The sequence below is a fragment of the Flavobacterium sinopsychrotolerans genome, from assembly GCF_900110375.1.
In the GTDB taxonomy this organism is placed as follows: domain Bacteria; phylum Bacteroidota; class Bacteroidia; order Flavobacteriales; family Flavobacteriaceae; genus Flavobacterium; species Flavobacterium sinopsychrotolerans.
This window is the reverse complement of sequence record NZ_FODN01000001.1, coordinates 378,904-392,575: the sequence shown is the minus strand read 5'-3', so window position 1 is coordinate 392,575 and position 13,672 is coordinate 378,904. Positions and strand designations below refer to the sequence as shown.

12 protein-coding genes and 2 tRNA genes are annotated in these 13,672 nt (G+C 34.0%); 11 read left to right on the top strand and 3 right to left on the bottom strand.

Going from position 1 to position 13,672, the window contains the following annotated elements:
* Position 1: 1 nt before the first annotated feature.
* Complete coding sequence (locus BMX64_RS01745) at positions 2-2,395, bottom strand: DUF5916 domain-containing protein (protein ID WP_091165407.1); 2,394 nt, start codon at positions 2,393-2,395, stop codon at positions 2-4.
* A 188-nt stretch (positions 2,396-2,583) separates the two neighbouring features.
* Here BMX64_RS01745 and BMX64_RS01740 point away from each other — a divergent pair, with 188 nt between their 5' ends.
* Positions 2,584-3,306: a murein L,D-transpeptidase catalytic domain family protein gene (locus BMX64_RS01740; RefSeq protein WP_091165404.1), complete on the top strand. Its 723-nt coding sequence runs from the start codon at positions 2,584-2,586 to the stop codon at positions 3,304-3,306.
* Here BMX64_RS01740 and BMX64_RS01735 read toward each other — a convergent pair.
* The gene (locus BMX64_RS01735; RefSeq protein ID WP_091165401.1) at positions 3,295-4,881 is read right to left on the bottom strand and encodes a L,D-transpeptidase family protein; all 1,587 of its coding nucleotides are present in this window, start codon (positions 4,879-4,881) and stop codon (positions 3,295-3,297) included. The two genes, BMX64_RS01740 and BMX64_RS01735, sit on opposite strands and share 12 nt — an antisense overlap.
* Before the next feature lie 482 nt (positions 4,882-5,363).
* Here BMX64_RS01735 and BMX64_RS01730 point away from each other — a divergent pair.
* Both BMX64_RS01730 and BMX64_RS01725 read left to right on the top strand, forming a co-directional pair.
* Positions 5,364-5,436: transfer RNA gene (locus tag BMX64_RS01730), tRNA-Gly, on the top strand.
* A gap of 45 nt (positions 5,437-5,481) precedes the next feature.
* Positions 5,482-5,557: transfer RNA gene (locus BMX64_RS01725), tRNA-Gly, on the top strand.
* Positions 5,558-5,718: 161 nt separating this feature from the next.
* Here the strand turns inward: BMX64_RS01725 and pepE are convergent.
* A complete protein-coding gene (gene pepE, locus BMX64_RS01720; RefSeq protein ID WP_091165397.1) occupies positions 5,719-6,426 on the bottom strand; it encodes a dipeptidase PepE in 708 nt (235 codons plus the stop codon).
* A gap of 130 nt (positions 6,427-6,556) precedes the next feature.
* Between pepE and BMX64_RS15635 the strand changes: the two genes are divergently transcribed.
* The 8 genes from BMX64_RS15635 to BMX64_RS01680 all read left to right on the top strand — a co-directional run bounded on the left by BMX64_RS15635 (position 6,557) and on the right by BMX64_RS01680 (position 13,553).
* On the top strand, positions 6,557-7,327 hold the full coding sequence (locus BMX64_RS15635) for a hypothetical protein (RefSeq protein WP_244273200.1): 771 nt from the start codon (positions 6,557-6,559) through the stop codon (positions 7,325-7,327).
* Positions 7,317-8,045, top strand: a complete 729-nt coding sequence (locus BMX64_RS01710; protein ID WP_091166519.1) for a peptidase associated/transthyretin-like domain-containing protein — start codon at positions 7,317-7,319, stop codon at positions 8,043-8,045. Before BMX64_RS15635 ends, BMX64_RS01710 begins: the two co-directional genes overlap by 11 nt.
* Positions 8,032-8,787, top strand: a complete 756-nt coding sequence (locus BMX64_RS01705; RefSeq protein WP_091165394.1) for a peptidase associated/transthyretin-like domain-containing protein — start codon at positions 8,032-8,034, stop codon at positions 8,785-8,787. The genes BMX64_RS01710 and BMX64_RS01705 overlap by 14 nt, the downstream gene beginning before the upstream one ends.
* 41 nt (positions 8,788-8,828) lie before the next feature.
* The gene (locus BMX64_RS01700) at positions 8,829-9,584 is read left to right on the top strand and encodes a BamP family beta-barrel-assembly machinery protein (RefSeq protein ID WP_244273198.1); all 756 of its coding nucleotides are present in this window, start codon (positions 8,829-8,831) and stop codon (positions 9,582-9,584) included.
* An 81-nt stretch (positions 9,585-9,665) separates the two neighbouring features.
* Positions 9,666-10,169 carry a DUF6702 family protein gene (locus BMX64_RS01695; protein WP_091165392.1) on the top strand — a complete coding sequence of 168 codons (504 nt, stop codon included), beginning with the start codon at positions 9,666-9,668 and terminating at the stop codon, positions 10,167-10,169.
* A 64-nt stretch (positions 10,170-10,233) separates the two neighbouring features.
* Positions 10,234-12,477 carry a M1 family metallopeptidase gene (locus BMX64_RS01690; protein ID WP_091165390.1) on the top strand — a complete coding sequence of 748 codons (2,244 nt, stop codon included), beginning with the start codon at positions 10,234-10,236 and terminating at the stop codon, positions 12,475-12,477.
* A gap of 111 nt (positions 12,478-12,588) precedes the next feature.
* Entirely contained in the window at positions 12,589-12,990 is a 402-nt protein-coding gene (locus tag BMX64_RS01685) for a twin-arginine translocase TatA/TatE family subunit (protein ID WP_091165387.1), read from the top strand.
* Entirely contained in the window at positions 12,990-13,553 is a 564-nt protein-coding gene (locus tag BMX64_RS01680; protein WP_091165385.1) for a phosphatase PAP2 family protein, read from the top strand. Before BMX64_RS01685 ends, BMX64_RS01680 begins: the two co-directional genes overlap by 1 nt.
* Positions 13,554-13,672 lie beyond the last annotated feature (119 nt).

Genomic DNA, 13,672 nt, shown 5'->3' with positions numbered 1-13,672 from the left:
ATTAAAATTTATTTTTCACGGCATTGTAATCAATAAAATAGCGAATGCTTACAGAAAGCACGTTCGTTAGATCGCTTTTGAAGATGTTGTCAAGATTTTTGGATACTCTTTTTTCAACAATGTCAGATCTTTGTAGTCCATAATTACGGTACAAAACTGAGATTTCGCTTCCCGGTGCAAACCACCATGAATAGGATAAATCGAAGTTCCAGGAATTAAAATTCCGGTCTTTGTTTTGTGCGTAAGCTGTGTTTGGAATTAGATAGCCGCTATCTTGCAGGGTGAAAAATTCATGATTTTTAGAATACGACCAATAATAGCGAGCCGTTAAATTAATCGTCATTTTGTTGTTCAGCGCATATTTTCCGGTAAAATCGTTTTGAAGGATTTCTCGATTGCGTTCTGCAAATATAATTCCAGTATCATCAAAGTCAACCCAGCCACGATCATTTTTCATATTGGTGTATTCTGCTGCGAAGGATAAAGAAAATTTGTCGTTGAATCGGTATTTTGGACCTAAATAAAAACCATAATTATTTCTACCACTCTCATTGTATTTTGTAAAAGTAGGTTGGATAATTAGTGTAAAAGGATTGTTGTCGTTTGAGGTAAAATTTAGTATGGCAATCATTTTTTCTGGAAGAAATACATATCTTCCATATTCACGAGGCTCGTAAAAATCGAATGTTTTGAATGGTGAAAGTTCAGCTACAAATTCCAAAGTGTCATTATTTAATGTTGTTGCTTTAATTTCTGTCCCGAAAGCACCAGTCTGTAATTTTCCGGAAGTGTTGTCTATTTCAAAATTTACATATTCATTTAATCTGAAAGTATTAAAAATTTTGGTAGGATTCACTATTCTATAGCTTGCATGTCCATAGGCATTATGGTAATTAGAATAAAAATTGATTCCTAAATCATTCACATCGTAGTTTTCTGAAAGATATTTTCCAGAAAACCCGTACCTATATTTCCCGCTTGTTTTTTCAAATCCAATTTCTGTTTTAAATCCATCGTAATCTTCAATTGCTTTGATAGCGCTGTATTTGAAATCCCCATACAAATTATATTTATTATCTTTTGTGTTCAAATCGAACAATAATGCGGAAGCATTTGCATCTCTGAAATCGCCATTACGGGTTGTATTCGCATTTACAAAAGAAACAGATGAGTTTTGGTTAAAACGCTGATCTAAAACAAACATATTATAATTTGTCAAAGGTTCAATTACTTCTTTTCTGATTTCTCCTGTGTCATTGTTTAAAATAGTAGCTCTCGTTTTTTCAGTAACGGCATTCAAGAATCCAATTCCCAAGCCTTTTTCGGTACGTCCGGATATTTTTACGGCATTCAATAAATCTACCGTGCTCGGATAATTAGTAATTTCTTCCTGATCGCCAAGAAGTAATTCTGTAGTTGAACCACCGCCAATACGTCGGGAATAAAATAAACCTCCTTTATTAAAAAGATCAGTTCCTTCGGTAAAAAAAGGTCTGTTTTCAGCAAATTGCTGCTCGAAAGGTAATAAGTTCAAAATAGCATTATCAAATTTTGTTTGTCCAAAATCAGGTACTAAAATCGCATCTAATGTAAAGGAGTCGTTGATGCCGTATTTTATATCCAACCCCGCTTTTAAAGTGGTGTCAGAACCAATATCACTTTGTTGATAATAAGCAGATGAATACGGAATCAGGAAAAGTCGGGTAGGAGTTTGAATGTTTTCTATTCCCTGAAGAATTCCTGCTTGTGGAATAACAGCGCCAATTTTAGTGTCAATCCTGTTCCAAGTATATTTTTGTACATCACGCTTGATTTCGCGCATGAAGTTTAGTCCCCAAGTTTGTTTGTCAGCTTTTGAAAATCGCAAAGCAGCGTAAGGAATTTTCATTTCTACAGCCCAACCAAATTCAGTAATTGTCACTTCGCTGTCCCAAATGGCGTCCCACGTAAAATCTTCATAATCCTCTGTTGCTAAACAATCCATTTGAACTCCTGCCGCACTTACAAAAAACCTGAAATCTTGTTGGCCATCATTGAAACCATTGAGGTAAACCGAGAAATGATCCGAAACACCAAAAACATCTCTATTGGTAATTTCTCGTTGAATTTTATCGGGTTCGTTGTCGAAAAGTAATGCCGATATGTATATCGCATTGTTGTCATACAATACTTTTACCTCTGTTTTTTTATCATTGCTTATAGGTTTTCCATTGTCAGGTTCAAACATGATAAAATCCGAAGCAATCGATGCAGATTCCCAGATTTGCTCATTAATCTTACCGTCGATTGTTATGTTTTCTGTGATGGATTTTGCTTGAAGTGTCTTTTTTTGGCTAAAAGCAGTATGGCTAAAGAATATTAAAAAAAATAGACCTGTAGAATATAATTTTGACATAAATTGGGATTGGATATGAACAAAAATAGAAAAATTAACATAGAAATTGCCTTTTTTATGATTATTCACTCAATAATTAGTCGTAGTTTTCGTTATTGTAAAACTAAAGTTTTGTTAAATGCGATTTGATTCCTATTTATTGGCGTACGTTTGCAACCCCGAATTAATCTATAACTTAAAGAAAATCAATGATTTATACGATATTTCCTACTGTTTTATTTATGCTTGCTTCATTATCTCCAAGTAAAATAAGTTTCTCTGAACCAAAGAATGTTAAACCAGTAGTTTATGCTAAGGTGTTAGAAACTAGTGTTGAGACTAAAATTGAAATAGCCTACAATAATTTACATTCTGACAAATTTGCTTTACCAAAATTGGAAAGTTTTGCAGTTGCCTTAAAAGGATATTATTCGTTGAAAGAAAAAGGATTAATCAAAAAAGACATCTTAACGTTAATCGACTTTAGATTATCTTCTAATACCAAAAGACTTTGGGTAATTGACTTAATCACTGGAGATGTATTGTATCATTCTCTTGTTGCCCACGGAAGAAATACTGGTGAAGAATATGCATCTAATTTCTCAAATGCAGCCGAATCGTATAAAAGTAGTCTTGGATTTTATTCCACAGGTGAAATTTATAATGGCAAACACGGAATGTCACTTCGTTTAGACGGTTTAGAAAAAGGAGTAAATGATAACGCAAGAGCTAGAGGTGTAGTAATGCATGCTGCGGATTATGTTTCTAATTCATTTATTAAAAACAACCACAGATTAGGAAGAAGTCAAGGCTGTCCTGCTGTTCCTGCTGAATTATCTAAAGAGATTATCAGTGCCATCAAGGACAAATCATGTTTCTTTATTTATCATCCTTCGAGAGCTTCTAAATTTGGAGCAAAATCAATTTCGTAATTTATCGTACAAATTAGCGTCAAGATTGTAAATGTCATCCCTGAAAATCAATTTGTTGTTCTCGCTCCAAGCGGTCCAATATAGTAGATGGAAGCCTATTTCTTTTTTGATTTTTACAAATTTCGTTCTCTCATTCTGTAAAGTTTCTGTGATTTTTCCCAGATTCCAATTTACTTCGTCATTCAGGATATATTCTGTTAATTCTAATGGATTGTCTACTCTGACGCAACCGGAACTTAATGAACGATCAATTTTATCAAAATAATCCCTGTGATTTGTATCGTGTAAGTAAACTGAAAAACGGTTCGGAAAAATGATTTTCACCATGCCCAACGAATTGAAAGTACCTGGACTTTGTACATATCGATACGTTTTAGCTTGAGATAATTGCCATTCATAAGGACTTACAATTCTTCCATTACTATCGTAAACCTTAATATTTGATTGCGTCAAGTAGCTTCGACTTCTTAAAATAGCAGGGATTACATCTTCTCTCAGGATTGTTGGTGGAACCGTCCAGGTTGGGTTAAAAACTACTTGTGTCAATTTAGAACTCAGTACCGGTGTTTTTCTTTTTGCTCTTCCCACAATAACTCTGTGTGTTCTCAGCGTATCATTATTCTTAACCAATGTCAACTTGTAATCAGGAATATTAATGATGATGTATTCCTTTCCCATTTGTTTTGGATACCATTTCCAGCGTTCCAGATTTACAATGATTTGCTGTGTTCGCTGATTTTTAGAAAAATTAAGGGACGTAATTGTTCCTGCTCCAATTTTTGCATCGACGGCTAAACCGTGCCGACTTTGAAATTTTTTTAAGGCCGTTGCGGTTTCTTCATCATAAAACGGAGAAAGGCTGTCTTTAGGTTGCAGTTCTTTCCAATAAATTAACCGTTTCTTGATGGTAATCATTGAAGGATTTGTGTCGTTCGGAGTTATTATTTTTGTAAATTTTATCGGCTTGAAATCATCTTTTGGAAAAGCATTAATTTGCTGGAGTGCTTTTTTTAATCTTTGGTATACGATATGATTGGGTTTCAACTGCTCTATTTTATAAGCTAAGGAATCGGTTTTAAGTAATTGGGCAACAGTTGCATTTAAGTCAATATAGTTTTCTTTCAAGTCCCAGTTTTTGTATAATTTTCGGGGATTCAGTCTTCCGTTAGTGAGGTGCGAGATGTATTTTTGCAAACTGGAGGTCAGTAAAATATCATATTTTGCCAAATCTACAGAATCCAGAGTGGTTGCTTTTTTTTCGAAATCAAATAATGTTTTTACGTTGTAATCTTCGGGAATTAATCCTTCTTCATCTGATTTGAGAAGTTGTCCTAAAATTATTTTTCTTTTTTCTTCTGATTGCCAGACCGTTCTGTAATTGGTAGATGTGTAAAAATCCTTGAGCACTTTGTTATGCAGCGAAATTACTATAGCAGAATCAATGTTGGTTGGTTTTCCTTCCGGTTGCACATGAGGTTTTACAATCTCTTCTTTCAAGATTACTTCGCTTTTTAATGCTTCCTTTTTACAACTAATAAAGGCAGACAGTAACATAATCATTAATAAATTATTCATCACTTATATTCTTAGCTGTTACATCATGTTTACAAATCATTTCTATTGAAAGTGTTTTCTCAATTTCGAGACCTTTTTTTAGTAGCGTTTGCTTTTTAGGTCTTTTGTTATTTCAATTAGTTCTGTTTTATGTATTCATTTTAAAAGAGAGACAAATCATTTCAGTTACCAACGCAATTTTATTTTAAACAAACTTTTATTGGGCATAAGGTTTGTTCAATAGTCAATTTCATCTGTATAGTTTAGTTATTTTGATTGCTTATTTTGCTCAAAATACTTCTAAAAGTGCTTTTTATTACTCCTCTGACAATATTTTTTTTAAATATTTTTGTACTACTATAAAGGTATAATATTTTCATATTAAATTCTTTATGATTTGAATCTCTTAAATTAAAAGAGACTGTGGGAGTATGTTTGCGACTTTTTAAGAAAAAAACTTGCATTGAAGCAAACTTATTAATTATATTTGCACCGTTGTTAATGCGAAAGTAGCTCAGTTGGTAGAGCTCCAGCCTTCCAAGCTGGTTGTCGCGAGTTCGAGCCTCGTCTTTCGCTCTAAGTTTCAAGTTTTACTTTGAAATTTTATTTTACTGTTATAATGCGAAAGTAGCTCAGTTGGTAGAGCTCCAGCCTTCCAAGCTGGTTGTCGCGAGTTCGAGCCTCGTCTTTCGCTCCAAAAACCTCAAACTTTTGTTTGAGGTTTTTTATTTTAAGGTTGTGTGAGTCCCGAAGCTTCGGGATATCCCGTGAACGAAGAGATACGGGAAGCCTCGTCTTTCGCTTTTCAGAGCCGAAACTTAATTGTTTCGGCTTTTTTATTTTGGAGATTTTGCAAAATTATTTTACAAAATTCAATTCAGTTCTAGGTTCTAATTCTTCAGGAATTTGATTTTGTCGAAACAATCGTGCGGTCAAATTTCCTTTCAAAGTAATTGTGTCACCTTTTACATCCAGCCAGCTTCCTTCTCTTAACCCTAAAACGGGAACTGAATTATAAGCATGAAACTCTTTTATTCTGGTTTCACGAGTTTCGCCCATGTGTGTCGAAGTAGTGTCTGGGTCTAAATAATGGGGATTCAAATTGAAAGGAATTAATCCTAGAGTTTTAAAACTTGGCGGATAAACTATCGGCATGTCGTTTGATGTTTGCATTGTTAATCCGCAAATGTTACTTCCAGCACTTGTTCCTAAATAAGGCGTTCCGTTTTTTATTGTTTCTGAAAGAATTTCCATAACATTGTTTTTGTATAATTGTGATACTAAAATAAATGTACTTCCTCCTCCCGTGAAAATTCCCTCTGCATTTTTTACAGCTAATGCAGCATCTTCGAACTCATGAATTCCGATTACTTTTTTATTTATTTTGGCGAAAACCAAGCGTACCATTGTGGTGTATTCCTCATGCGAAATACCGCTAGGTCTGGCGTAAGGAATAAAAAGAATCGTATTGCAGTTTTGAAAATGCAATTGCAATTCCGGTAATAAATACTCCAGATAATTCTCGTTTGCAAGCGTAGAGGTACTTGCGATTAGTATATTTTTCATTTTTGTGGATAATTTGTGCTAAAGGTATTAAATCAGTCTTTTTTATTTCAAATTTTTAATTAACATTTTTTTACCAACCCATTAGTAATTAATTTGGAATGCATTAAGATACTTTTACGAGGTGTCAATAATGGCTTTCAAAGAGATGATTAGATTTGTGTACTTATTTTTGGCTTTTGTTGCGACAAATGTTTGGTCACAAGAAGCTTCCCGAACGCAATTGAACGGAAAAGTGACTGCTGATGTTTCGGTTTTGGAAGGTATTTATGTCATAAATAAAATAACAGAGAAGGCTTCCATTACAAATCAAGAAGGTAGTTTCTCGATTCAGGCAACGGTGGGAGATACGTTGTTGTTTTCGGCATCGCAATTCAAGGAAACTACATTACTTTTGACACAAGATCATTTTGCTCAAGGAATTCTTTATGTGAAAGTGACGCCTATTGTGAATCAATTGCGTGAGGTGATTGTTCAAAATAGGATTAATGCAGTCTCATTAGGAATTGTTTCTAAAGGTCAAAAAATCTACACGCCTGCAGAACGAAAGTTATATACTGCCAGTCATCTTAATGCTAGTGCTAATGCGGGTAGCATGATGGGAGGATCTATTTCGGCAGATCCATTATTGAATTGGTTTTCGGGAAGAACGAAAATGCTGAAAAAAGAACTTGAAGTCGAGAAGAAAGAATCCTATTTGAGACAATTGGAGAATCTGTTTACCACGGATTATTTTGTTAGTACATTAAAAATACCGGCTGAATATGTCAAGGGATTTGAGTATTACAGTGTCGAAAATGAACGATTTGTGACTGTTCTCAAATCTAAAAATGTTACAATGACCACTTTTTTGATAGGAGAATTAGCAACAAAGTATAAAGAAATAATTGCCAGTGAAAATTAAAAATACGCTACAGTTTATAGTCCTTTTATTGGTTCAAGTTGTCTTTGGGCAGGCCAATATTACTAAGGAAATTCGAGGAAAAATAACTTCAGATTCTGTTGCAGTGGATCGCATTAACGTTGTAAATGTGTCAACAGAAAAAGCAACGGTTTCAGATGCTAGTGGTTTTTTTACAATCCCCGTAAAAGAAGGCGATATTCTAGTCTTCACAGCCGTAAATTTAGAAGGTGTCCGAAGGAAAATTAACAAACAGGATTTATTAGGGGAAGTTATTACGGTCCTGATGATTCTTAAAAGTATTATTTTGAAAGAAGTAATAGTGAATGAATCATCTATTACTGCGGAGAGTTTAGGCATTATTCCCTATGGTCAAAAGAAGTACACACCTTCTGAAAGGAAATTATATACAGCAACTTCTGGTGGCGGAATTGACGGGCTATTGAATACGATATCCGGGAGAAAAGCCATGTTGAAAAAGGAAATTATTGTAGAAAAAAAAGAACAGCTTTTGGCTAGAATTGATATGCTTTTTGAAGATAAATATTACACGGAAACATTAAGAATACCACCGGATTACATAAAAGGATTCCAATATTATTGCGTGGATGATGCTGCTTTTGCAAACGCACTTAGAGATAAAAACAAGACATTGGTTATGTATTTAATTGTGAAACTTGCTGAGAATTATAACGAAATAATAATTTTTGAAAATCAATAGCATTTTATCGGGGATATTATTTTTACTGTGCCAAATTTCTTTTGGACAAACTCTGGATGAAAAGTTGCTGCAGGGAAAAATCAGAGTAGATTCTGTTGGTGTAAATGGAATAAATATCTTAAATTTAACAAACGGAAAGATAACGCAAACAAATAGTTCTGGAGCGTTTTTTATTTTGGCGAAAGCCAATGATATATTGGTCTTCAGTGCTATAGATCTTAAAACGTTTAAGAAAACAATCAGTTTTAATGACTTTGAACTTGGAATGCTGTCAATCTATATGGAGTCTAAGACGATAGAATTGAAAGAGGTGATTGTCAATAAGAATCAAATTAACGCGTTTTCATTGGGTGTTGTAACTAAAGACCCGGTGAAATATAGTCCGGCAGAACGAAGGTTAAGAACTGCTGGAGATCTCAAGCCTATACAACTATTGAATCTTTTAGGTGGGTCGATGCCACTCGATCCGCTGATTAATAAGATCAATGGAAGAACGAAACGGCTTAAGAAATTAGTTGTATTGGAGAAAAAAGAAAACTATATCAAATTGATTTCTGAATTGTACAATCAAGAATACTTTACAGTTCAGTTGGGAATTGCAAGTGATTACGTAAATGGTTTTAAATATTTCATAGTAGAAAATGATAATTTTTTGAAAGTTTTAGAATCCAAAAATGAAGAAAGAACTTCGTTTTTTATGGTAGCTTTGGCACAAGAATACAAAGACATACTAAAACAATGAGAATTGACTGGGATATAAAATACAAAACTTAATAAATCGAGATGAAAACGACAATAAAAATTCTTAGCTTACTTTTCTTTTGCCAACTTTCTTTTGGGCAAAACGAAAACAGAAAATCACTGCACGGTCAGTTTGTAAATGACTTAACTTTGGTGGATAACGGTTATGTTTTTAATCTGAATTCGAAAACGAGAACTTTTATCAGCAATCAAGGTTTCTTTGATATTTTGGCTAAAGCCAAAGATACTTTGCTGGTTTCAAGTCCTTCTTTTAAATCTAAGAAAATAGTGCTTCAGGAAAAAGATTTCTCAAAACCGTTGTTTGTTGTTGCTTTAGAAACGCAAACTACGCTTTTGAAAGAAGTAATTGTAAAAGGTAAAACGGATATAAAGCCAGTTATAGGGAACACTCAGAAATTTGTAGACATACAATTTACGGATGATGCGAAATCTTCACCGATAAACAGAACCATTCCTTCAGATGGAACCATAGAAAACGGAATGGATTTTGTTAGAATATTCAAAATGGTTTCTAAAGTGTTTAAAAAAGATTCTGCCGAAAAAGCAGGATTGAATGCGCAAGTAGATTTTTCCGAAACGGTTTCGAAAGGGTTGGATCGCTATTTTTTTACCAATACCTTGAAGTTGAAAACGGAAGAAATTGGTCTTTTTCTGGATTATTGCGAAAGTGATCCAAAATCAAAAAATCTTTTGAAAGAAGAAGATGAGTTTTTACTAATTGATTTTTTAATCACCAAGAACGAAGAATTTAAAAGAATTACTACTTTTGAAAAATGAAATCGCCATGATTCCAGAATACAAATTAAGATTGAAGAATGGCGATACCATTTTCCGATAAAAAACAAATAGAATCTTCGAATGAAAAAAACAATCTTAATTACTTTTTTTGGGTTACTATTATTAACGTTAACATCTTTTAGTGTTCATAAATTTTATGTGGCATTATATCAGGTAAATTACGCTCCGGATAAGAAAATGCTTCAGTTAACCACTCGCATATTTGTAGACGATTTAAATGCCGCCGTTGGAAAAAAGTATAGTAAGAAAATCAATTTAGGTTCAGATAATGAAACTGTCGAAGATGTCACTCTTTTGAAAAAATACTTCAGCGAAAAATTTTATATTAAGGTCAATGGTCAAACGAAGCCCATACATTTTTTAAGCAAAGAAATGGAAGGCGATGTACTTATATGTTACTTAAGTATGAAAGAAATTCAAAAAATAAATACGTTGGAAATTTATAATGCCGTAATAACCGAAGGCAATTCTGAACAACAAAATATTATGCATTTCAATGTTTCGGGAGTCAAAAATACATTACTTTTTACGGAGTCTTCATCCAAGGGAGTGTTAAAATATTAATAAATGTAGATGTATCTGCTTAAAATTATTATTTTCACGCATTGAAATAACCAGATTTCCACCTATGAAAAAATTATCTTTATTATTGTTTTTCCCGGCATTATTGTTTGCACAGGAAAAAACGGCTCCAGTCGCGCCAAAACAAACCGGAAAGTACGACACGAACAAGTTTAGTCAAATGTATGATTTGTTAGCCACGCCTAACATGTTTCGTACGGCTTCAGGAGCTCCAGGTCCGGCTTATTACCAACAACAAGCGGATTATAAAATCAACATTGAGCTTGACGACAAAAATTCTAGATTAAGCGGTTCAGAAACCGTTACGTATTATAATAATTCCCCTGACACTTTAGAATATTTATGGGTGCAGTTAGACCAAAATCAAGCTGCTAAAAACTCACAAACTCCTTTGGCAGAAAGCCAAAGAATGGAGCAGGTTTTTCCGGCAGGAAATTTTGCTAATAAATTTTTGAAACAAGAACTGGATCGTGGATTCAACATCGAGTTTGTGAAAGATGCCAAAGGAAATTCATTGTCGTATACGATCAATCAAACGATGATGCGTATCAATTTGGCAACGCCAATGAAACCCGGAGAAAAATTTTCTTTTGCAATCAAATGGTCTTACAATATCAACAATTATAGAGCAGAAGGCGGTCGTTCAGGATATGAATTATTCGAAAAAGACGGAAATAAATTATATGTGATTGCTCAGTTCTATCCTAGAATGGCGGTTTATAATGATGTAGAAGGATGGCAGAATATGCAGTTTTGGGGAACGGGAGAATTTACGTTGCCTTTTGGAAATTTTGATGTAAATATCACCGTGCCTGCAGATCACGTTATGGAAGCAACAGGAGAGCTTATGAACAGAAGCGAAGTGTTTACTCCGGAGCAAGTGAAAAGATATGAATTAGCTATGAAATCATACGATAATCCAGTTGTTATCGTAACACAAGCGGAAGCAGAAGCAAACGAAAAAGGATTTTCTGACAAGAAGAAAACATGGAAATTCAGTGCTAAAAACGTAAGGGATTTTGGTATTGCTACTTCCAGAAAATTCATTTATGATGCCATGGCAGTTAAATTAAGTGAGAAAACGGTAATGGCAATTTCAGTTTATCCTAAAGAAAGTAATCCTTTGTGGGGAGAAACTTCAACAAGAACTGTAGCGCATACTTTAAGAAGTTATTCTGCACACACATTTGATTATCCTTATCCAAAAGCTGTTTCAGTATCTGCGGAAGATCAAGGTATGGAATATCCAATGATTTGTTGGAATTACGGTCGTCCTGACGAAAAAGGAGTGACTAGTGAGCGTATTAAAAATGGTATGATAGGAGTAGTAGTGCATGAAGTAGGACACAATTTCTTTCCTATGATTGTAAACTCTGATGAGCGTCAGTGGTCTTGGATGGATGAAGGTTTGAACACTTTCATGCAATACATGGCTGAACAAGAAATGGGAACAAACTTCCCTTCCAGTCGTGGTCCTGCAAGTAAAATTGTTCCTTACATGAGCGGCGATCAAAAATTCTTGGAGCCTATTATGTCTAACTCTGAAACCATAGTTCAGTTTGGTGCAAACGCTTATGGTAAGCCGGCAACAGGTTTGAATATTCTTAGAGAAACGATCATGGGAAGAGAATTGTTTGACCACGCTTTCAAAGTATATGCAAACCGATGGAAATTCAAGCATCCTACTCCGGAAGACTTTTTTAGAACGATGGAAGATGCTTCGGCAGTAGATTTAGACTGGTTTTTCAGAGGATGGTTTTATTCCACTGATTTTGTAGATATCGGTGTGAAAGAAGTAAAACAATATTACGTATCTGAGGCTGCAACTAAAGAACTAAAAGATGCTGTCGTTAGAAGAGGACGTTTTGGTCAGGAAAAAGGACCTTTCGTGTATTTAGTTCCTGGGACTAGCGAAGAATTATCATCTAAAGATAAGAAAGCATTAGCCATTTCAGATATGAATCTATTATCGGAATATGTAAACAAAAACTTTACAGCTGATGAAAAAACAAAATTAAAATCGCCTAAATATTTCTATGAAGTAGAATTCAATAAGCCGGGAGGGATGATAATGCCACTTATTGTTGAGTTAACGTACGATGATGATTCAAAAGAAACATTTAAATATCCAGCTCAAATTTGGAGAAAAAACAACGATACTGCTAAGAAAGTATATGCAACTGAAAAAGCAATCAAAAAAATCCAAGTAGATCCAAAGTTAGAAACCGCGGATATCGATGTGACAAATAATACTTGGCCGAAAGAAGAAGTAAAGTCTAAATTCGACTAAACAAACAAATATTTAAAAGGAAGACTCTGAAAAGAGTCTTTTTTTTTATGAAATAATTAAAAGGCAAAGATTCAAAATTTGATATCTTTGTAACAATAAAAAATATAAAATATGTTTGGTATAGGAGGAGGAGAATTAATTTTTATCATGTTTATTGTACTCATGCTTTTTGGATCAGATAAAGTGCCTGAAATTGCCCGCACAATGGGTAAAGCAATGGCACAATTGAAAAATGCAACTAACGATATCAAAAGCGAAATTCAAAAAGGCGCAGAGGCAAATGGTTTTGATGCAAAATCATTGAGTGATATGACAGGAAATATCACATCCGAGATTAATAAAGCGAAAGATAATTTGTTAGGCGATACATCTCAATTTACTGATATAACCGGCAACATTACTTCAGAAATTAATAAAGCCAAAGACAGCTTGTTGGCAGATACAACCGCTCCAATTGAAACTACTAAAGAAGTAATAGAAGACATTACAGGGCCAATAAAACGTCAGATGTAATGTTAGAGAAACTATTGTCTCTTGATATTGAATTGTTTGTTTTTTTAAACAGTTTAGGTTCTGAAACTTTTGATGGATTCTGGTTATTTATTACTAGACAAAGCAATTGGGTTCCGTTTTTTTTGCTTTTATTGTATTTAATTTTTAAAAAACTGGGAGCAAAACAAACACTCTATTTATTATTGTTTGTAGCTGTTTTAATTACCATTACGGATCAAACCACTAATCTCTTCAAAAATGGATTCCAGCGATTACGGCCTTGTAATAATCCTGAAATTAATTCCTTTATTAGAGTAGTCCAGTCGAGAAGTTCATTTAGTTTTTTCTCTGGGCACGCTGCAAATTCAATGGCAGTTGCGGCATTTTTGTATTTTAATTTTAAGGATAAAATCAAATTTTTTGGATTCTTGTTCTTATGGCCTTTGATTTTTGCTTACAGTAGAATTTATCTGGGATTGCATTATCCATTAGACATTGTATCAGGCTATTTGTTCGGACTTACTTCTGGTTTTTTGATGTATAAAGTATACAAAATAGCACAACAAAAATATTTTCCTATATGAATAATTTAATATTATTCAAGAGCTTTTTCCTGCTCTACGCTGTATCTTTTTCTTGTGATTCTTCCTTAGGTCAGAATAACAAGAAAAAGGATGCCGCTTCCATGAGGGCTAGGGCATTT

Bases quoted from the DNA above. Each gene is read 5' to 3' on its own strand.
- BMX64_RS01745 (WP_091165407.1), bottom strand. From the start codon at position 2,395: ATGTCAAAATTATATTCTACAGGTCTATTTTTTTTAATATTCTTTAGC.
- BMX64_RS01740 (WP_091165404.1), top strand. From the start codon at position 2,584: ATGATTTATACGATATTTCCTACTGTTTTATTTATGCTTGCTTCATTA.
- BMX64_RS01735 (WP_091165401.1), bottom strand. From the start codon at position 4,881: ATGAATAATTTATTAATGATTATGTTACTGTCTGCCTTTATTAGTTGT.
- pepE (WP_091165397.1), bottom strand. From the start codon at position 6,426: ATGAAAAATATACTAATCGCAAGTACCTCTACGCTTGCAAACGAGAAT.
- BMX64_RS15635 (WP_244273200.1), top strand. From the start codon at position 6,557: ATGGCTTTCAAAGAGATGATTAGATTTGTGTACTTATTTTTGGCTTTT.
- BMX64_RS01700 (WP_244273198.1), top strand. From the start codon at position 8,829: ATGAAAACGACAATAAAAATTCTTAGCTTACTTTTCTTTTGCCAACTT.
- BMX64_RS01695 (WP_091165392.1), top strand. From the start codon at position 9,666: ATGAAAAAAACAATCTTAATTACTTTTTTTGGGTTACTATTATTAACG.
- BMX64_RS01690 (WP_091165390.1), top strand. From the start codon at position 10,234: ATGAAAAAATTATCTTTATTATTGTTTTTCCCGGCATTATTGTTTGCA.
- BMX64_RS01685 (WP_091165387.1), top strand. From the start codon at position 12,589: ATGTTTGGTATAGGAGGAGGAGAATTAATTTTTATCATGTTTATTGTA.
- BMX64_RS01680 (WP_091165385.1), top strand. From the start codon at position 12,990: ATGTTAGAGAAACTATTGTCTCTTGATATTGAATTGTTTGTTTTTTTA.